This window comes from Thalassiella azotivora (assembly GCF_054781695.1).
On the sequence record NZ_BAAGTX010000005.1, the window covers coordinates 61,866 to 78,461 of the forward strand.

The window sequence follows — 16,596 nt, forward strand, 5'->3', positions numbered from 1 at the left end:
TCCGGTGTGACAGCCGCGCCGACCCAGCCGGCCCGGTCGTCGGCCCGCCCGTGCCGTCGCTGGCAGGATGCCGGGCGTGGACCTCGTCGAGACGCTCCTGCCCGGTGTCGGCATCCGCTACGAGCTGCGGACCGCCGGGGGTCACCTGATCGGTCTCGTGGTGCACCGCGACGGAGGCGTGGAGGTCGCCGTGTACAGCCGCGACGACCCCGACCAGGCCCGGGGGGTGGTGCGGCTGGAGCCGGACGAGGCGGAGGTGGTCGCGGAGCTCCTCGGCGCGACCCGCCTGACGCAGCGGTTCGTCGACCTCTCCCGCGAGGTGCCGGGACTGCGGTCGGCGCGGATCACCCTGGCGGCTGGTTCGGCGTTCGACGGCCGGACGCTGGGCGAGACGCGCGCCCGCACCCTGACCGGCTGCTCGGTGGTCGCCGTGGTCCGCGGCCCCGACGTCGTCACCTCACCCGAACCCTCCCAGCCCCTGCGCGGCGGCGACGTGCTGGTCGTCATCGGGTCGCAGGCAGGGCTGGAGCAGCTCGAGGCGCTGCTCTCCGGGAGCACCTGACGACGTGGAGCACCTGACGGCCCTCCTCCTCGAGCTCGGCGGCCTCTTCGTGGCGCTGTCGCTGCTGGGGCTGCTGGCCAGACGGTGGGGGCTGTCCCCCATCCCCTTCGTGCTGCTGGCCGCCCTGTCGCTGGGCGAGGGCGGGGTGGTGCCGCTCGCGACCTCGGCGTCCTTCATCGAGGTGGCGGCGGAGATCGGCGTCGTCCTGCTGCTGCTCACGCTCGGGTTGGAGTTCTCGGCGTCGGAGCTCGTGACGTCGCTGCGGCGGCACACCCCGTCGGGCCTCGTCGACCTGGCGCTCAACGCCCCGCCCGGGGTGGTCGCCGGCCTGGTCCTGGGCCTGCCGTGGCCGGCGGCCGTGGCGATGGGTGGGGTCACCTGGATCTCCTCCTCGGGGATCATCGCCAGGCTGCTGACCGACCTGGGGCGTCTGGCGAACCGGGAGACGCCGGCGGTGCTGTCGGTGCTCGTCCTGGAGGACGTGGCGATGGCGCTGTTCCTCCCGCTGCTCGTCGTCGCGCTGACGGGTGGCGGCCCGCTGCAGGCCGTGGGCAGCGCGGCGCTGGCCGTGGCCGCCGTGCTCCTGGTGGTCGCCGCCGCGCACCGGCACGGACACCGGCTGGGCCGGCTGCTCTCGCACGCCGACGACGAGCAGGTGCTGCTCCGGCTGCTCGGCCTGACGCTCCTGGTGGCCGGCGTGGCGCAGGCCGTGGGCGCGTCCGCGGCGGTGGGCGCGTTCCTCGTCGGCATCGCGGTACCGGCGGGCATGGCGGAGCGCGCCCGCACCGTCCTCGGCCCGCTGCGGGACGTGTTCGCCGCCACGTTCTTCGTGGCCTTCGGCCTGGGCACCGACCCGGCGGACCTGCCGCCGGTGCTCGTGCCGGTGGCCGTGCTGGCGCTGGTGACCGCGGTGACGAAGCTGGGGACCGGCTGGTTCGCCGCGCGCACGGACGGGGTCGGTCCCCGAGGGCGTTGGCGTGCCGGTGCCGCCCTCGTCGCACGCGGCGAGTTCTCCGTCGTGATCGCCGGCCTGGCGGTGTCTGCGGGTCACCCCGAGGTGGGCCCGCTGGCCACGGGCTACGTGCTGGTCATGGCCGTGGGCGGCCCGCTGGTGGCGCGGCTGACCGACAGCCTGCCCTCCCGGGCCGGCAGGCGCTGAGCGAGCGGCCCCGAATGGCGGGCCGCGGGGGCCCCGGAGAGGCTGTCCGCATGCACAGGTTCAGCGTCTGGGCGCCGACGGCGCAGGGGGTCGACGTCGAGGTGCTGCCCGACGCGGCGGACGACGGCGAGCCGGGCACGCAGCCCCCCGGTCGTGGCGTGCCTCGCACCGTGGCGCTGACGAGGTCGGACGACGGCTGGTGGTCCGCCGACGTCGACGGGGCCGGGCACGGGACCGACTACCTCTTCCACGTCGACGGCGGGCCGGGGAGGCCGGACCCGCGCTCGGCGTGGCAGCCGCACGGGGTGCACGGTCCCAGCCGGGTGTTCGACCCCACCCGGCACGGCTGGCGCGACGGGACCTGGCGCGGCGTGGACGTGCGCGGCGCCGTCTTCTACGAGCTGCACGTCGGCACCTTCACCGCCGACGGGACGCTGGACGCCGCCCACTCCCGGCTCGACCACCTCGTGTCGCTGGGCGTGGACGTCGTCCAGCTGATGCCGGTCGCCGCCTTCCCGGGACGCTGGGGCTGGGGCTACGACGGCGTGGCGCTGTACGCGGTCCACGACCCGTACGGCGGCCCGGAGGCCCTGCAGCGGTTCGTCGACGCCTGCCACACCCGGGGTCTGGCCGTGGCCCTCGACGTCGTCTACAACCACCTGGGACCGAGCGGCAACTACCTGCACGACTTCGGTCCCTACTTCACGGACAGGCACCACACCCCGTGGGGTTCCGCGGTGAACCTCGACGACGAGGGGTCCGCGGAGGTCCGGCGCTTCGTCGTCGACAACGCGCTGCGCTGGTTCCGCGACTTCCACGTCGACGCGCTGCGCCTCGACGCCGTCCACGAGCTGAAGGACGACTCGGGCACCCACGTGCTCGCCCAGCTCGCGTCGGAGACCGCCGAGCTCTCCCGCGAGCTGGGCAGGCCGCTGGGCCTGGTCGCCGAGTCCGACCTCAACGACCCCCGGACGGTCGAGCCGGTCGACGACGGCGGGCTCGGCATGACGGCCCAGTGGGCGGACGACGTCCACCACGCCCTGCACGCGCTGCTCACCGGTGAGCGACAGGGCTACTACTGCGACTTCGGCGGACTCGACGCGCTCGCGAAGGTCATGACGCGGGTGTTCCTGCACGACGGCACCTACTCGACGTTCCGCGGCGAGGACTGGGGTGCGCCGGTCGACCCGGCGCGCCACCACGGGCACGCGTTCGTCGCGTACGCGCAGAACCACGACCAGGTGGGCAACCGCGCGGTCGGCGACCGCCCGGTCGCCACGACGGGTCCGGGGTTGGCGGCGGCCGCCGCCGCCCTGGTCCTCACCTCCCCGTTCACCCCGATGCTGTTCATGGGCGAGGAGTGGGGTGCGGGCACGCCGTGGCAGTTCTTCACCGACCACGAGGACGCCGACCTCGCCGACGCGATCCGCGAGGGCCGCCGCAGCGAGTTCGCCGACCACGGGTGGGACGCCGAGCAGGTGCCCGACCCGCAGGACCCGGGGACCCGGGACGCCTCGGTGCTGCGCTGGGAGGAGATCGCGGTCCAGCCCCACCAGCGGCTGCTCGCCTGGTACCGGGACCTGCTCGCCCTGCGGGCACGCGAGCCCGACCTGCGCGACGGCGACCTGGCCGGCGTCGAGGTGCGGCACGACGACGGGCGGTGGCTGGTGGTGCACCGCGGCGGCTTCCGGGTCGTCGTCACCCTCGGGGACGAGCCGGCGGACGTGCCGCTGGGAGCCGACCCGCTGATGGCCGTCGCCGCCTGGGACGGCGCGGTGCTGGGCCGCGGGACGGCCCGGCTGCCGGGCCGCTCGGTCGCCGTGGTGAAGGTCTCGACGACGAGCACGGGAGGTGTCGACGTGGTGGGTGGCGGCAGCAGGGTCGGTCAGGCGGGGACGGGAGGGCCGGGCGGGACGGCGGACGGCCCCGGGCAGCGGGGCCCCGACGACCAGCACGTGAGCGAGCGGGCGCAGCTCCTCCCGGAGGAGCGGCACGCCCCGTCGGCGGACCCGCAGGCGCAGGCCGAGGCGGTGCTCGCCGAGTCGGCCGAGCGCACCGAGGGCGCGACCGGCATCACCGAGCGGCCGGACGACGCGGACACCGACGCGCAGTCCTCGCACCGCCGCTCGGAGGACACCGTCTGACCCGCGACCGCCGAGCCGAGCGGGCGGGTCGAGCCGCTACTGGTGCCCGTCGCGGGCGAGCGCCGTCAGCCGGGACAGGGTCCGCCGGTACTTCTTGCGGTACCCGCCCGCGAGCATCTGCGGCGTGAACAGCGCGTCCAGCCCCTGCCCGCCGACGACGACGGGCAGGTCCCGGTCGTACATCCGGTCGGCGAGGACGACCAGGCGCAACGCGACCGCCTGGTCCTCCACCGTCCGCACGCCCTGCCAGCCCACGGTGGTCACGCCGTCGAGCAGCGCGCCGTAGCGGCTCGGGTGGACGGTGGCCAGGTGGTCGACGAGCTCGTCGAAGTCGTCGAGGCTCGCCCCGGGGACGGCGGCGACGCGCTCGGCGACCTCCGCGTCGTCCAGCGCCTGCGGTGGGGTCGGCAGGCCGCGGTGGCGGTAGTCCTCGCCGTCGACCCGGACGACCCGGAAGTGGCCGGCGACGGCCTGGATCTCCCGCAGGAAGTCCTCCGCCGCGAAGCGTCCCTCCCCCAGCGCGTCGGGCAGCGTGTTGGACGTGGCGGCCAGCCGCACGCCCGCGTCGACGAGCTCGCGCAGCAGCCTGGCCATCAGGACGGTGTCCCCGGGGTCGTCGAGCTCGAACTCGTCGATGCACACCAGGCGCCGCCGGGACAGCACCTCCACGGCGTGCCGGAACCCCAGCGCCCCGACGAGGTGGGTGTACTCCACGAACGTGCCGAAGGCCTTCGGTGCGGGGGCGGCGTGCCACAGCGACGCCAGAAGGTGGGTCTTGCCGACGCCGAAGCCGCCGTCCAGGTACACGCCGGGCCGTGGCCCCCGGTCGCCGGTGCGCGAACCGCCCAGCAACCGGCGCAGGCCGCCGCCGCGCCCGCGGGACCCGCCGTCCGCCAACGACCCGGCGAACTCGCGCAGCACCCGCACCGCCTCGGCCTGGCTCGGCTGGTCCGGCGCCGGCTCGTAGGAGTCGAACGAGACGTCGGCGAAGTGCGGCGGCGGCACCATCTCCTCGACGAGGCGCTCGCGGTCGAGTGCGGGGTGACGGTCCACGAGCCGGACCACGTCGGTGGCCGGACCGCGGTCCGGCGGGAGGGGGCGGGCTGGCACGGACCGAGCGTAACGACGCGCGCCCGGGGGGCGTGCGCGCCGGGCGGCCCGCGGTGGCAGGATCGTCACCGCCCCCAGCCGTCGCACCCGGAGGTGAGCCGCGTGGCACTCCCCCACGACACCGACCCGAAGTTCGCCGAGTACGCCCACCCGGAGCGCCTGGTCAGCACCCAGTGGCTCGCCGACCACCTCGGCGAACCCGGTCTGGTCGTCGTCGAGAGCGACGAGGACGTCCTGCTCTACGAGACCGGGCACGTCCCCGGCGCCGTGAAGGTCGACTGGCACCTCGACCTCAACGACCCGGTGACCCGCGACTACGTGGACGGCGCCGGGTTCGCGGAGCTGATGGCGTCCAAGGGCATCGCCCGCGACACGACGGTCGTGATCTACGGCGACAAGAGCAACTGGTGGGCCGCCTACGCGCTGTGGGTGTTCACCCTGTTCGGCCACCCGGACGTGCGCCTGCTCGACGGCGGCCGCGCCACGTGGCAGGCCGAGGGTCGGGAGATGACCACCGAGGTCCCCACCCCCGAGCGCACCGACTACCCCGTCGTCGAACGGGACGACGCCCCGATCCGTGCCTACAAGGACGACGTCGTCGCCCACCTCGGCCAGCCGATGGTCGACGTCCGGTCCCCGCAGGAGTACAGCGGCGAGCGCACGCACATGCCCGACTACCCGGAGGAGGGGGCCCTGCGCGGCGGCCACATCCCCGGTGCGCAGTCCGTCCCGTGGGCGCGGGCGGCCGCCGAGGACGGCACCTTCCTGCCGCGGGCGGCGCTCGAGGCGATCTACCAGCAGGAGAAGGGCCTGTCGCCCACCGACGACGTCGTCGCCTACTGCCGGATCGGCGAGCGCTCCAGCCACACCTGGTTCGTCCTGACCCACCTGCTCGGCTTCGAGAAGGTGCGCAACTACGACGGGTCGTGGACCGAGTGGGGCAACGCGGTGCGCGTGCCGATCGTCAAGGGCACCGAACCGGGTGAGGTGCCGTCGTGACCGTCGGTGCGGGCGACCCGGCGTCGGCATCGGGGGACGGCGGGCTGCCGCTGCCCCCGGCGCTGCAGGAGATCGTCGACGACTTCACGGCCCTGTCAGCGTCCGAGCGGCTGCAGCTGCTGCTGGAGTTCAGCCGGAACCTGCCCGAGCTGCCCGGGCGCTACGCCGACCACCCGGAGCTGCTGGAGCCGGTGCCGGAGTGCCAGTCCCCCATCTTCCTCGTCACGGAGGTCGACGGGCAGGGCGAGGACGCTCCGGTGCGCGTGTTCTTCTCCGCGCCGCCCGAGGCCCCCACGACCCGGGGGTTCGCGGGCATCCTCGCCGAGGGCCTGGCGGGCCTGACCGCCGGGCAGCTGCTCGCCGTCCCGAACGACCTGTCCGACCGCCTGGCGCTGGCGGAGGCGGTGAGCCTGCTGCGGCTGCGCGGGATGAGCGGGATGCTGGCGCGGATCAAGCGCCAGGTCCGCGAGAAGGCCGCGGTGTGACACCCGCGGCGGCGGCCCGCGGCGACGAGCCGGGCGGCACGGTGGTCGGCGTCTGGCCGGCCGACCTCGCCGGTCGCGAGCCGCTGGACGACGCGACCCTGGCCCAGCTCTACGCCTACCCGGAGGACGGCTGCTGGGTGCGGGCGAACATGGTCGCCACCCTGGACGGCGCGGGGGCCGGCCCGGACGGCCGGACGGGTTCGCTGAACACCGCCGCGGACCGGCGGGTGTTCGCGCTGCTGCGCGGGCTCGCGGACGTCGTCCTGGTGGGCGCCGGGACGGTCCGCACGGAGGGCTACGGGCCGCCGCGGCCCGTCGCGTCGACGGCGCACGTGCGCCAGGACCTCGACCAGGCGCCCGCGGCGGTCCTCGCTGTCGTCACCCGAAGCGGCGACGTGCCGCCCGCGCTGCTCTCCCCCGGGACCGGGACCCGGGTGGTGACGTGCGAGGCGGCGGGCGCCGACGTCCTCGGGCGGCTGCGCGACCGCCTCGGCTCGGAACGCGTCCTGGTCACCGGTGGCGACGACGTCGACCTCACGGCGGCGCTCGACGACCTGGCGGACGGCGGCCTGGCGCGGGTGCTCTGCGAGGGGGGCCCGCGGCTGCTGCGCGACCTCGCCGCGTCGGGCGAGCTGGACGAGCTGTGCCTGACCTGGGTCCCGCGCCTGCTCGGTGGGGACGCCCCACGGGTGCTGGCCGGGGCGGACGTCGACCTCGACCTGCGCCCGGCGCACCTGCTGCACGCGGACGGCGCCCTGGTCGGGCGGTGGCTGGTCGGCTGACGGCCCGTCCGCTGTCGTCGGCCGACCACGTGGTCACGGCAGCCCCGCCGCCTGCTGCCGGGACGGCGCCACGGCGACCGCCCCCTCGGCCGCAGTGGTGACCCCCTCCCCGTACCGCCCCAGGGCCAGCGTCTGCGGGATCGACTTCCAGCTGTAGACGACGAGCAGCGCCACGGCCGCGGTCGCCACCGCGGTCACCCACCCCCCGGGCAGCAGCGTCGCGACGGTGACGATCAGACCGGACCCCGCGGCGACGACGACGAGGGACGCGGCCAGGACGCCGGCGACGGTGTGGTGGCGCGCGACACCTCCGTGGCGGGTCGCGTAACGGCGCTTGCCGATGACGAGCAGCAGCGGCGCCGCGGCCGTGAGAGCCGCCGCGGCCGCGGAGGCGACGACGACGGTGCTCTGGACCCGCGACGACTCCGTCCCCAGCACCAGGGCCAGCGGGTCGGTGGCGGCGAAGACGCCGGTGAACAGCGCCGTGGCCAGTCCCGCGCTCGTGGCCCAGCTGTCCGCGAAGCTCCAGTCCTTCGCGATGCCGGGCAGCTCCAGCTCCAGGGCGGCGCGCAGCCGGTGCCAGGCGGACTGGTCGCCTCGTCCCGCCGCCGAGGCGTCGTCCCTGGCCGCCCGGTGCTCGCCGGCGTCCTCGTCGCGGTTGCCGCGGGGGTTGGCGAGCCAGACCAGGTACGGCGGCACGACGGCGACCAGGGCGACCAGCGCGCCCCAGAGGAACGAGCGCCAGATCGGGCCCGCGTCCGGGGTGCTCGGCGCCTGGACCGTGAAGGTCACCGTGGTGGTCGCCGGCGCCCCGGCGGGGTCGGAGGGCGCGGAGGCCTGCAGGGTCGCGGTGGTCCGCCCCTCGCCGGAGCACCGCATCTCGAACGTCACCCGGTTCTGGGAGGACGCGGCGACACCGGGACGGGTGTCGGGGTCCTCGCAGGGGCTGGTGGCGTCCAGCGCCAGCTGCACCGGCCGCTCCTCGACGTTCCACACCGTCAGCGTCAGGGTCGTCGTCCCGTCCGCGGCCCGGGTCGCCACGTGCGGACCCGAACCGACGAGCGGCGCCACCGGGGAGGCTCCGGCGGAGGCCGCGCACCCGAGCGGGACGAGCAGGCCGAGCAGCAGGGCCGCCGCGGACGCGGCACCAGCGGTCAGCAGCGCGCGCACCCTGGTGCCACCGGGCCGCGGGCCTGCCGGGGTCGCGCGCATCGCCGCTCCTCGCGTCGTGGACGAGAGGCTCAGCGTAGGCAGCGGCGAGGGCGCGCGGGTGGTGTCGGCGGAACCGGCGGCTCAGCCGGTTCCGCTAGAGGTGCTGCAGCAGGAACCTCGCGACCTCGCGCTCCCACCGGTCCGCGTCGACGTTCCACTCCTTGGTGTGGCGGGCCTGCTCGAACGGCACGTAGGTCACCAGGTCGGGCCGCGCCTCGGCGAGGCGCCGGGACGGCCCGGCCGGGACGAACTCGTCGTCCTCGCTGTGCACGAGCAGCACCGGCAGGCGCAGCTCGGCGGCTCGGGTCACCCAGTCCATCCGGCGCAGGTCGACCGGCCCGTCGACGCCGACGACCTGGCGTGCCGTGCGGTGCCCGAGCATCGACAGGCCCAGGCGGCCGACGGGCTTGGGCAGCCGGTTGACCTTCGCGTGGTGGTCCAGGACCGTCCGCCAGTCGACGACCGGCGCGTCGAGGACGAGCGCGCGCACGCGGTCCGCCGTCCAGGAGCGGGACACGTGCTGCAGCACGATCGCCCCGCCCATCGACCAGCCGACGAGGACGACCTCGCGGGCCCCGGCCTCCAGCGCGTGCAGGACGGTGGCCTCGACGTCGAGCCACTCGGTGTCGCCGAGGTGGTAGCGACCGCCGTGGGTGGAGGGGCCCTCGAGGTCGTTGCGGTAGCTGGGGACGAGCATCGGCAGCCCCAGCCGGTGCAGCAGCGGCACCGCCCGCAGGCACTCCTCCCGGGTCGCCCCCCGCCCGTGCACGAGGACCGCCCACACGTCGCGCGCGGCGTCCGGCGGCTCACCGGGCGCGGGGACGTACCAGGTGGGCAGGTCGCCGGCGTCGGACGTCACGACGACGTCCTCGTGCGGGATCCCGAGCGCGGACGTCGGCGTCCCGGCGAAGTAGTACTGGTTCCAGCGGGCGTGGCCCAGCGGCAGCCGGCCCCGGTCGGTGCCGAGCACCGCGCGGGTGACGGTGCGGGCGTCGTCGTCGCGCTCCAGGACGTCACCGAGCCGCACGTGCCCGGCGCCGCCGTCCGTCCACAGGCCGTAGCGCCCAGGGGCCACGGTGTCGGGGCTGGCCCGCAGGGTGACGGTGCCCGCGCCGACCGACAGCACCTCGACGTCGTCCGGCTTCACCCGGCGGGGGGTCACGACCTGGCGGGCGAAGTACGCGGCCAGGCTCGAGGTCAGCGCCCCCGCGGCCAGGGCGGCGGCGCCACCGGCGACCGCTCCCTTGACGGCCGCACGGGCGACGGGGTGCCGGGGCGTCACGACCCGCTCCCCCGCCGGGGACGGCGTCCCGACCGCCCGAGGCGCGCGGGCCCGTGCGCGCGCCCCCCGGCGACGGCCGAGCGCGCGGCCACGTCCAGCGCCCACCACACCAGCGGCCCCTGCAGGGGCAGCCGCGCGGTGCTCACGACCTTCGTGGCCGTCGACGCCCGGGACGAGCGGTGGGCCGTCACCGCCATCTGCACGTTCGCCGGGAAGACGCCGACGAACAGCGCGGCCGTGGCCAGCGCCGCGGCCCTGCGCGTGCGAGGCGCCGCGAGACCGGCCGCGCACGCCAGCTCCGCGACCCCGGAGCCGTACACCCACGGGTAGGGGTCGCCGAGCCGTCGCGGCACGATCCGCGCGAACGGCCCGGGCTGGGCGAAGTGCAGGACGCCGACGCCCGCGAGCAGCAGGGCCAGCGGTCGCCATCCGGGGCGCGGCGTCGTCATGCGGGCGATTCTGCCTGCTCCCCCGCGACGACCGCCGCCCGGGCGCGGAACTCACCCCACCGTCGCCCGGACGGGGCAGGATGCGGGCATGGACCTGCCCGTGGAACCGCCCGTCAGCCCGATGCTCGCCAAGGCCGTCGGGGAGGTCCCGGCGCCGGACTCGGTGCGCGGCGGCCTCGTGTACGAGCCGAAGTGGGACGGCTTCCGGTGCGTGGTGTTCCGCGACGGGGACGACGTCGAGCTCGGTTCGCGGGGCGAGAAGACCCTGACCCGCTACTTCCCCGAGCTCGTCGAGGCCCTGCGCCGCGAGCTGCCGCCGCGCTGCGTGGTCGACGGCGAGATCGTCGTCCGGGTCGGCGAGCCGGGGGCGGAGCGACTGGACTGGGACACGCTGGCCCAGCGGATCCACCCGGCGGCCTCCCGCGTCAACCGGCTCGCCGAGGAGACCCCGTCGTCCTTCGTGGCGTTCGACCTGCTCGCCCTGGACGACGCGTCGCTGCTCGGCGAGCCGTTCGCCCGGCGCCGCGAGCGCCTCGAGGACGCCCTGGGCGGCGTGAGCGCCCCGGTGCACCTGACGCGGGTGACGTCCGACGCCGCCGAGGCCACCCGGTGGTTCACCGAGTTCGAGGGCGCCGGCCTCGACGGCGTCGTGGCCAAGCCGCTGGACCAGCCGTACCAGCCGGGCAAGCGCGTGATGCTCAAGGTCAAGCACAAGCGGACCGCCGACGTGGTCGCGATCGGGTACCGGGTGCACAAGTCCGGCTCCGGTCTCGGGTCGCTGCTGCTCGGCCTGCACACCGACGACGGCCGGCTCGTCCAGGTCGGCGGGGCGTCGGCGTTCACCGTCAAGCGGCGGCAGGAGCTCGTGGACGAGCTCGAGCCGTTCGTGCTGCGCGACGAGGACGGCCAGGTCGTCCGCGGCCAGGGCGAGCCGAACCGCTTCCAGTCCCGGGCCGACAGCTCGTTCGTCCGGCTGCGGCCCGAGCTGGTCGCCGAGGTGGCGTTCGACCAGATGGAGAACCACCGGTTCCGGCACGCCGTGCAGCTCCTGCGCTGGCGCCCCGACCGCGACCCGGCGTCCTGCGGGTACGACCAGATCGAGTACCCGCTGGCGTACGACCTGGACGCCGTCCTCACCGGCGGGCGCTGACGCGCGACCCTCACGCGGCCCGCGTCCCGCCGTGCGCGCGGCGCGAGGACCCGCTGGGTAGTCTCGCGGCGTGAACGACCACGACGAGCCCGCCCAGGACGCCCCCGCGACGCCGCTGCCCGACCAGGTCGAGACGGTCGTGGTGCTCACCGAGGAGGCCCTCGACGCGGGTGACGCCCGCCGGATCGTCGACCTGCACGCCGGTGAGCCGCTCGCGTACCGGGTGATGGTGCCCGCCGACACCCGGCGCAACCTGCTGGCCGACGTCCTGGACCACCTCAGCCTGCTCGAGCTCAAGGAGGCGGTGGCCGCGCTGCGGGAGCGTCCTGACGAGCGGGCGGCCCGCACCGACGCCGGGCGCCAGCTCGCCGCGTCCGTGGCGGCGCTGGAGTCCCTGGGGGTCCGGGCGACAGGCGAGGTGACGCAGGACGACCCGGTGCCCGCGCTGCGGGACGCGGTGCGCCGGCACGCGGCGCGCGAGGTCGTGGTGGTGACCCGCCCGCACGCGGTGGAGGACACCTTCCACACGGACTGGGCGTCCCGGGCCCGGGACGAGGTCGGGGTCCCCGTGCTGCACGTGTACGCCGGGACGACGTTTCTCGGCTGACCGGCGCCGACGCGCACACCGCCACCCCGGCGGACCGCGTCTCGACGGGCGCGGGCCGCCCGCCCTGGCTAGCGTCGTGCCATGGCAGAGGAGCACCCGGAGCAGGTCGCGGACGTGCAGCACCGGCTGCAGCAGATCGTCGTGTCGGTCGCGCGCACGCACTCGAAGGCCCCCGTCGACGACGTCGAGCAGACGCTGCGGATGGCCATGGACGGCGCGGCGATCCCGGAGCAGCCGGAGAAGTGGGTGCGCGACACCGCCATCGAGATCGCCTCCGGGCGCATCGTCGTGATGAACGCCCACGAGCAGGACGCGCTGGGCATCCCCCGGGACGCCCTGGACCGCGAGATCGTCGACCCGCAGGACCCGGGGGACACCACGTCCTGACCGCTGCCGGTGGTCACCGCAGGGGCGTCCCGTCCTCACCGCGGGTCCTAGCTGCGGGCGCCGTCCTGCGGCCAGTTGTCCTTGTTGATGCGGCTCGGCTGCACCCGCGGCGGCTCGCCCGGCATCTTGGGGTAGTCCGGGGGGAACGGCATCTCCCCCAGGCCGTCGGCGACGTCCCGCTCCCACCACGTGAGCAGCGTCGCCAGGTCCCCGACCGCCTCGTCCACCCCGGCCCAGGCGTCGCCGTGCGCGGCGAGCAGGCCGGGGGCGGTGCGCACGGTCAGCTCGCGCGGGTCGGCGGCGTCCAGGTCCTCCCACCGCAGCGGGAACGACACGGGGGCGTGCGGCAGCGGGCGGGGGCTCCAGGCCCCGGCGATCGTGCGGTCGCGGGCCGCCTGGTTGAAGTCGACGAAGACCTTCTCCCCCCGCTCCTCCTTCCACCACGCGGTGGTGACGAGCTCGGGCAGCCGCCGCTCGAGCTCGCGCGCCGCCGCGATGACGGCGTGCCGCACGTCGAGGAACTCGTGCTCGGGGCGGACCCGCGCGAAGACGTGCACGCCGCGGTTGCCCGACGTCTTCGGCCAGCCCGTCAGGCCGGCCTCCGCCAACACGGCCCGCAGCCCGTGGGCCGCCTCGACCGCGTCGGCGTACCCGCGGCCGGGCTGGGGGTCGAGGTCGATCCGCAGCTCGTCCGGGCGGTCGGTGTCGCCGGTGCGCACGGGCCACGGGTGGAACGTGATCGTGTTCATCTGCACCGCCCACACCGCCGTGGCCACCTCGTCGACGACCAGCTGCGGGTGCCGCCGACCGCTGGGGTAGGTGCACTGCACGGTGCGCACCCACTCCGGCGCCCCGCGGGGCGGGTTCTTGGAGTAGAACGCCTCGCCGTCGACGCCGTCCGGGAACCGCTGCAGCGTCACCGGCCGGTCCCCCAACGCCCGAACGAGCGGGTCGGCCACCGCCACGGCGTACCGGGCCAGCTCCTCCTTCGTCACCCCGACCTCGGGCCACAGCACCCGGTCCGGGCTGGACACCCGCACCTGCCGGACGCCGTCCTCGGCCACGGCCGAGGGGACCTCGATGACCACCGCGCGGCTCGCCATGGCCGCCATCATGCCGCGCGGGGCCGACGGGACGGCGCTGCGCGGAACACGCCCCCGCCCGGGGCCGTTGCACCGGAGGTCCGTTCCGACACCGACGACCCCGGGAGACCGCGTCCATGGAGAGCACCGGCCGCCGCTACGACGTCCAGCTGACCGACGAGGAGTGGCGCGCCCGGCTGTCGCCGGAGGAGTACCAGGTGCTGCGCCAGGCGGGCACCGAGCGCCCGTGGACCGGTGAGTACACCGAGGCCAAGCAGGTGGGCGTGTACGCGTGCCGCGCCTGCGGCGCCGAGCTGTTCCGCAGCGAGACGAAGTTCGACAGCCACTGCGGGTGGCCGTCGTTCTACACGCCGCTGGCCGAGGACCGGGTCGAGTACCTGGAGGACACCACCCTGGGGATGCGGCGCGTCGAGGTCCGCTGCGCCCGCTGCGGCTCCCACCTCGGGCACGTCTTCGAGGGCGAGGGCTTCGACACCCCAACCGACCAGCGCTACTGCATCAACTCGATCAGCCTGACGCTGCAGCCCGGGGCGCCGGCGGACGACGAGGCGGCGTCCGGGCGGTGACCACCCGCCACGCCCGCTGGGACGAGCTGGACCCGCGGACGCTGCACGGGATCGTCCGGCTGCGCGTCGACGTCTTCGTCGTCGAGCAGGCCTGCCCGTACCCCGAGCTCGACGGCCGCGACGTCGAACCCGGCACCGAGCACGTGTGGTGGGACGGCGGCGCGGACGGGTCCGCCGGTGCCGCCGGCGACGAGCGCCCCGCGGCGTACCTGCGGGTGCTCACCGAACCCGACGGCGTCCGACGGGTGGGGCGGGTCGTGACCCGGCCGGACGTCCGCGGTCGCGGTCTGGCCGCGGCCCTCGTCGACGACGTCGTCCGCAGGCACGGCCACGGCCCGCTCGTCCTGGCCGCGCAGGCGCACCTGACCGGCTTCTACGAGCGGTGGGGCTTCACCCCGACCGGGCCGCGGTTCGACGAGGACGGCATCCCGCACGTGCCGATGGCCCGCGGCCCGGTGCGTGACACCGTACGGTCCGAGCCGGCCTGACCGCCGCGCGGGCCGCGCACGGGACGCCCACCCGTCCGGATGCGAGCGGCGTGGCGGCACGCGAGGGTGGGGGCATGAGCACCGACCCCGCGCAGCAGGACACCGACCCGACCCCGGTCGTGGACGTCGACCCGGCCGACCACCCGGACGTCTCGGGCGACCCCGAGCTGCGGGACGACCGGGACGGCGCAGGGGTCGCCGGAGACGAGCAGGCGCTGGACGACCACGACCTGCAGGCGGCCCGTGAGCCGCTCGAGGGCCGGGACGACCCGGAGTCGCTGGCCACCGACCGGCTGCTGCCGGACGTCGACGACGACACGTGGGAGCCACCGCAGGAGCCGACGCCGGTCACCGAGGACGGCTACACGCCGTCCGACGAGGCCGGCCGGGAGACGCTCGACGACCGGGTCGCGCAGGAGGAGCCGGAGCCCGACCCGCTCGCCGCCGGCCGGGAGGCCGCCGACCACGACCTGCGCGAGGTCTGAGCGGGCGGTCAGGCCGCTGCTGCCGCTAGGAGCGTCTCGGCCCAACTGCCGGGCCAGACACCTGAGCACCCGTGCTGCGCATGTCGACCGCCCGTGACGGGACCGACGGGGCCAGCACCGCTGGCGCCGTTGGCCCGAGCAGTTGGCGGCCGAGGACGTCACCGCTCGGCTCGGGCTGGTCACGGTGGCCCGTGAGGTGACCGCAACGGCCGCAAGGAACCTGGACCAGCGGCTCAGCGTCGAGGCGGACCGGGTCGGCAGGGAAGCGCGAGCAGTCGGTGTTCCGGCCTGCCCCACGCCTGATGCGTCGAGGTCGCGCTGCGCGCGCCATCAGCACCGTGCCCAGCAGCGGGAGGGTGCGCTACGGCTCCAGGCGCTCGGGATCCGTCATGGTGACTCGGCCGGCGTCGTTCACGGTGAACTGCGCGCTGCCACGCCATCTCGGCAACCTGCGCTGGAGTCCGCGGAGAACGACAAGGGCCTCGGAGTCCGGCATCCCTGACGTGGTGGCCCAGTCCAGACCTGACCTCACGACGTCGCTGACGAAGACGATCTCAGCGGCTAGCAGGACTCGTCGCCAGTCGCCGGCCGTCAGCGCGTCCCCCGCTTCGATCCTGTGCCAGAGGTGCCACGCCTCGGCCGCCATGCGCTCCGCGCTGGAGAAGCCCATCGCCGCAGCGAGCTCGTCCGTCGGGCGCGCCGGGCCGCCCCACTCCAACAGAGCCGCACGGAGGAACCGGCGTTCTCCGTCGTCGAGCACAACGGCGGTAGCTTCGGCGTCGCTCATGCCACCGACGCTGTCAGGACAGGCACACCGACAGCTCGTGGGCAGGCCGGCGACCGGGACTCGGGGACGTGGGACACGCGCAGTCAGGGCAGCTCGGCGACGAGGTCGCCGAGCTCGACCCGTGGGCCGGTGTAGAACGGGATCTCCTCGCGCACGTGCCGGCGCGCCTCGGTGGCCCGCAGGTCGCGCATCAGGTCGACGATGCGGTGCAGCTCGTCGGCCTCGAACGCCAGCAGCCACTCGTAGTCGCCGAGCGCGAAGGACGACACCGTGTTCGCCCGCACGTCGGGGTAGCCGCGCGCGGCCATCCCGTGGTCGCGCAGCATCGCCCGGCGGTCCTCGTCGGGGAGCAGGTACCAGTCGTAGGAGCGCACGAACGGGTACACGCACACGTACGCCCGGGGGGTCTCCCCCGCCATGAACGCCGGCACGTGGCCCTTGTTGAACTCCGCGGGCCGGTGCAGCGCCACGACCGACCAGACGGGTGCCAGGTGGCGACCGAGGCGGGTGCGCCGCAGGCGGCGGTAGGCCTCCTGGACGACCTCGACCGTCGGGGCGTGCCACCAGACCATGAGGTCGGCATCGGCCCGCAGACCCGCGACGTCGTAGAAGCCGCGGACGACGAGGTCCTTGCCCGCCAGGTCGTCCAGGACGCCGCGGACCTCGTCGACCAGCTCGGACCGGTCCTGGTCGCCCAGCGGCTCGCGGACCGCGAAGACCGACCACATCGCGTAGCGGATGGTCTCGTTGATCTGCCGGGCGCTCATGGCGGCCGTGGCCTGCGAGGTGCTGTCAGACGCTGCGCTCATGGTCCCGATTGTGCTCCTGCGCCTCGGTGC

Annotated in this window: 19 protein-coding genes; 12 read left to right on the top strand and 7 right to left on the bottom strand. The window is 75.5% G+C overall.

Annotation, left to right across the window (positions count from 1 at the left end):
- Positions 1 to 76 precede the first annotated feature (76 nt).
- The 3 genes from ACYVQV_RS04870 to treZ are packed head-to-tail and all read left to right on the top strand — an operon-like array spanning position 77 to position 3,865.
- Positions 77 to 562 (top strand): cation:proton antiporter regulatory subunit, encoded by a 486-nt coding sequence (locus tag ACYVQV_RS04870; protein WP_461022136.1) that lies wholly within the window; start codon positions 77 to 79, stop codon positions 560 to 562.
- A 4-nt stretch (positions 563 to 566) separates the two neighbouring features.
- Positions 567 to 1,721 carry a cation:proton antiporter gene (locus ACYVQV_RS04875; RefSeq protein WP_461022137.1) on the top strand — a complete coding sequence of 385 codons (1,155 nt, stop codon included), beginning with the start codon at positions 567 to 569 and terminating at the stop codon, positions 1,719 to 1,721.
- 50 nt (positions 1,722 to 1,771) lie between these two features.
- Positions 1,772 to 3,865 carry a malto-oligosyltrehalose trehalohydrolase gene (gene treZ, locus ACYVQV_RS04880; RefSeq protein WP_461022138.1) on the top strand — a complete coding sequence of 698 codons (2,094 nt, stop codon included), beginning with the start codon at positions 1,772 to 1,774 and terminating at the stop codon, positions 3,863 to 3,865.
- Between the two features lie 36 nt (positions 3,866 to 3,901).
- On the opposite strand, the gene zapE is transcribed toward treZ, so the two are convergent.
- Positions 3,902 to 4,975 carry a cell division protein ZapE gene (zapE, locus tag ACYVQV_RS04885; RefSeq protein WP_461022139.1) on the bottom strand — a complete coding sequence of 358 codons (1,074 nt, stop codon included), beginning with the start codon at positions 4,973 to 4,975 and terminating at the stop codon, positions 3,902 to 3,904.
- Positions 4,976 to 5,077: 102 nt separating this feature from the next.
- Between zapE and ACYVQV_RS04890 the strand changes: the two genes are divergently transcribed.
- The 3 genes from ACYVQV_RS04890 to ACYVQV_RS04900 are packed head-to-tail and all read left to right on the top strand — an operon-like array spanning position 5,078 to position 7,241.
- Positions 5,078 to 5,974 carry a sulfurtransferase gene (locus ACYVQV_RS04890; protein WP_461022140.1) on the top strand — a complete coding sequence of 299 codons (897 nt, stop codon included), beginning with the start codon at positions 5,078 to 5,080 and terminating at the stop codon, positions 5,972 to 5,974.
- Positions 5,971 to 6,459: a SufE family protein gene (locus tag ACYVQV_RS04895; protein ID WP_461022141.1), complete on the top strand. Its 489-nt coding sequence runs from the start codon at positions 5,971 to 5,973 to the stop codon at positions 6,457 to 6,459. Before ACYVQV_RS04890 ends, ACYVQV_RS04895 begins: the two co-directional genes overlap by 4 nt.
- Positions 6,456 to 7,241: a dihydrofolate reductase family protein gene (locus ACYVQV_RS04900; protein ID WP_461022142.1), complete on the top strand. Its 786-nt coding sequence runs from the start codon at positions 6,456 to 6,458 to the stop codon at positions 7,239 to 7,241. The genes ACYVQV_RS04895 and ACYVQV_RS04900 overlap by 4 nt, the downstream gene beginning before the upstream one ends.
- A gap of 33 nt (positions 7,242 to 7,274) precedes the next feature.
- Here ACYVQV_RS04900 and ACYVQV_RS04905 read toward each other — a convergent pair whose 3' ends face one another.
- The 3 genes from ACYVQV_RS04905 to ACYVQV_RS04915 form a co-directional block, all read right to left on the bottom strand.
- Entirely contained in the window at positions 7,275 to 8,453 is a 1,179-nt protein-coding gene (locus ACYVQV_RS04905) for a hypothetical protein (RefSeq protein ID WP_461022143.1), read from the bottom strand.
- A 94-nt stretch (positions 8,454 to 8,547) separates the two neighbouring features.
- Entirely contained in the window at positions 8,548 to 9,735 is a 1,188-nt protein-coding gene (locus ACYVQV_RS04910; RefSeq protein WP_461022144.1) for an alpha/beta hydrolase, read from the bottom strand.
- Positions 9,732 to 10,184: a DoxX family protein gene (locus tag ACYVQV_RS04915; protein ID WP_461022145.1), complete on the bottom strand. Its 453-nt coding sequence runs from the start codon at positions 10,182 to 10,184 to the stop codon at positions 9,732 to 9,734. The genes ACYVQV_RS04910 and ACYVQV_RS04915 overlap by 4 nt, the downstream gene beginning before the upstream one ends.
- A gap of 88 nt (positions 10,185 to 10,272) precedes the next feature.
- On the opposite strand from ACYVQV_RS04915, the gene ACYVQV_RS04920 reads away from it, so the two are divergent.
- From ACYVQV_RS04920 to ACYVQV_RS04930, 3 genes are all read left to right on the top strand, one after another.
- Positions 10,273 to 11,334, top strand: coding sequence for an ATP-dependent DNA ligase (locus ACYVQV_RS04920; RefSeq protein WP_461022146.1), 1,062 nt, complete (start codon positions 10,273 to 10,275; stop codon positions 11,332 to 11,334).
- Positions 11,335 to 11,404: 70 nt separating this feature from the next.
- Positions 11,405 to 11,941 carry a hypothetical protein gene (locus ACYVQV_RS04925; protein WP_461022147.1) on the top strand — a complete coding sequence of 179 codons (537 nt, stop codon included), beginning with the start codon at positions 11,405 to 11,407 and terminating at the stop codon, positions 11,939 to 11,941.
- A gap of 81 nt (positions 11,942 to 12,022) precedes the next feature.
- Positions 12,023 to 12,328, top strand: coding sequence for a hypothetical protein (locus ACYVQV_RS04930; RefSeq protein WP_461022148.1), 306 nt, complete (start codon positions 12,023 to 12,025; stop codon positions 12,326 to 12,328).
- 47 nt (positions 12,329 to 12,375) lie between these two features.
- Here ACYVQV_RS04930 and ligD read toward each other — a convergent pair whose 3' ends face one another.
- Positions 12,376 to 13,431, bottom strand: coding sequence for a non-homologous end-joining DNA ligase (gene ligD, locus ACYVQV_RS04935; protein WP_461022149.1), 1,056 nt, complete (start codon positions 13,429 to 13,431; stop codon positions 12,376 to 12,378).
- A gap of 116 nt (positions 13,432 to 13,547) precedes the next feature.
- Between ligD and msrB the strand changes: the two genes are divergently transcribed.
- The 3 genes from msrB (at position 13,548) to ACYVQV_RS04950 (ending at position 14,970) form a co-directional block, all read left to right on the top strand.
- Positions 13,548 to 13,997: a peptide-methionine (R)-S-oxide reductase MsrB gene (gene msrB / locus ACYVQV_RS04940; RefSeq protein WP_461022150.1), complete on the top strand. Its 450-nt coding sequence runs from the start codon at positions 13,548 to 13,550 to the stop codon at positions 13,995 to 13,997.
- A complete protein-coding gene (locus ACYVQV_RS04945) occupies positions 13,994 to 14,485 on the top strand; it encodes a GNAT family N-acetyltransferase (protein WP_461022151.1) in 492 nt (163 codons plus the stop codon). Before msrB ends, ACYVQV_RS04945 begins: the two co-directional genes overlap by 4 nt.
- A 74-nt stretch (positions 14,486 to 14,559) precedes the next feature.
- Complete coding sequence (locus ACYVQV_RS04950) at positions 14,560 to 14,970, top strand: hypothetical protein (RefSeq protein WP_461022152.1); 411 nt, start codon at positions 14,560 to 14,562, stop codon at positions 14,968 to 14,970.
- 361 nt (positions 14,971 to 15,331) lie between these two features.
- Here ACYVQV_RS04950 and ACYVQV_RS04955 read toward each other — a convergent pair whose 3' ends face one another.
- Positions 15,332 to 15,757 (bottom strand): hypothetical protein, encoded by a 426-nt coding sequence (locus ACYVQV_RS04955; RefSeq protein ID WP_461022153.1) that lies wholly within the window; start codon positions 15,755 to 15,757, stop codon positions 15,332 to 15,334.
- 83 nt (positions 15,758 to 15,840) lie between these two features.
- Entirely contained in the window at positions 15,841 to 16,566 is a 726-nt protein-coding gene (gene hemQ / locus ACYVQV_RS04960) for a hydrogen peroxide-dependent heme synthase (RefSeq protein ID WP_461022154.1), read from the bottom strand.
- Between the last annotated feature and the right edge of the window lie 30 nt (positions 16,567 to 16,596).

Coding starts and splice junctions, on each gene's coding strand:
- ACYVQV_RS04950 (WP_461022152.1), top strand. CDS start 14,560: ATGAGCACCGACCCCGCGCAGCAGGACACCGACCCGACCCCGGTCGTG.
- hemQ (WP_461022154.1), bottom strand. CDS start 16,566: ATGAGCGCAGCGTCTGACAGCACCTCGCAGGCCACGGCCGCCATGAGC.
- msrB (WP_461022150.1), top strand. CDS start 13,548: ATGGAGAGCACCGGCCGCCGCTACGACGTCCAGCTGACCGACGAGGAG.
- ACYVQV_RS04905 (WP_461022143.1), bottom strand. CDS start 8,453: ATGCGCGCGACCCCGGCAGGCCCGCGGCCCGGTGGCACCAGGGTGCGC.
- ligD (WP_461022149.1), bottom strand. CDS start 13,431: ATGGCGAGCCGCGCGGTGGTCATCGAGGTCCCCTCGGCCGTGGCCGAG.
- ACYVQV_RS04955 (WP_461022153.1), bottom strand. CDS start 15,757: ATGAGCGACGCCGAAGCTACCGCCGTTGTGCTCGACGACGGAGAACGC.
- ACYVQV_RS04915 (WP_461022145.1), bottom strand. CDS start 10,184: ATGACGACGCCGCGCCCCGGATGGCGACCGCTGGCCCTGCTGCTCGCG.
- ACYVQV_RS04920 (WP_461022146.1), top strand. CDS start 10,273: ATGGACCTGCCCGTGGAACCGCCCGTCAGCCCGATGCTCGCCAAGGCC.
- treZ (WP_461022138.1), top strand. CDS start 1,772: ATGCACAGGTTCAGCGTCTGGGCGCCGACGGCGCAGGGGGTCGACGTC.
- ACYVQV_RS04930 (WP_461022148.1), top strand. CDS start 12,023: ATGGCAGAGGAGCACCCGGAGCAGGTCGCGGACGTGCAGCACCGGCTG.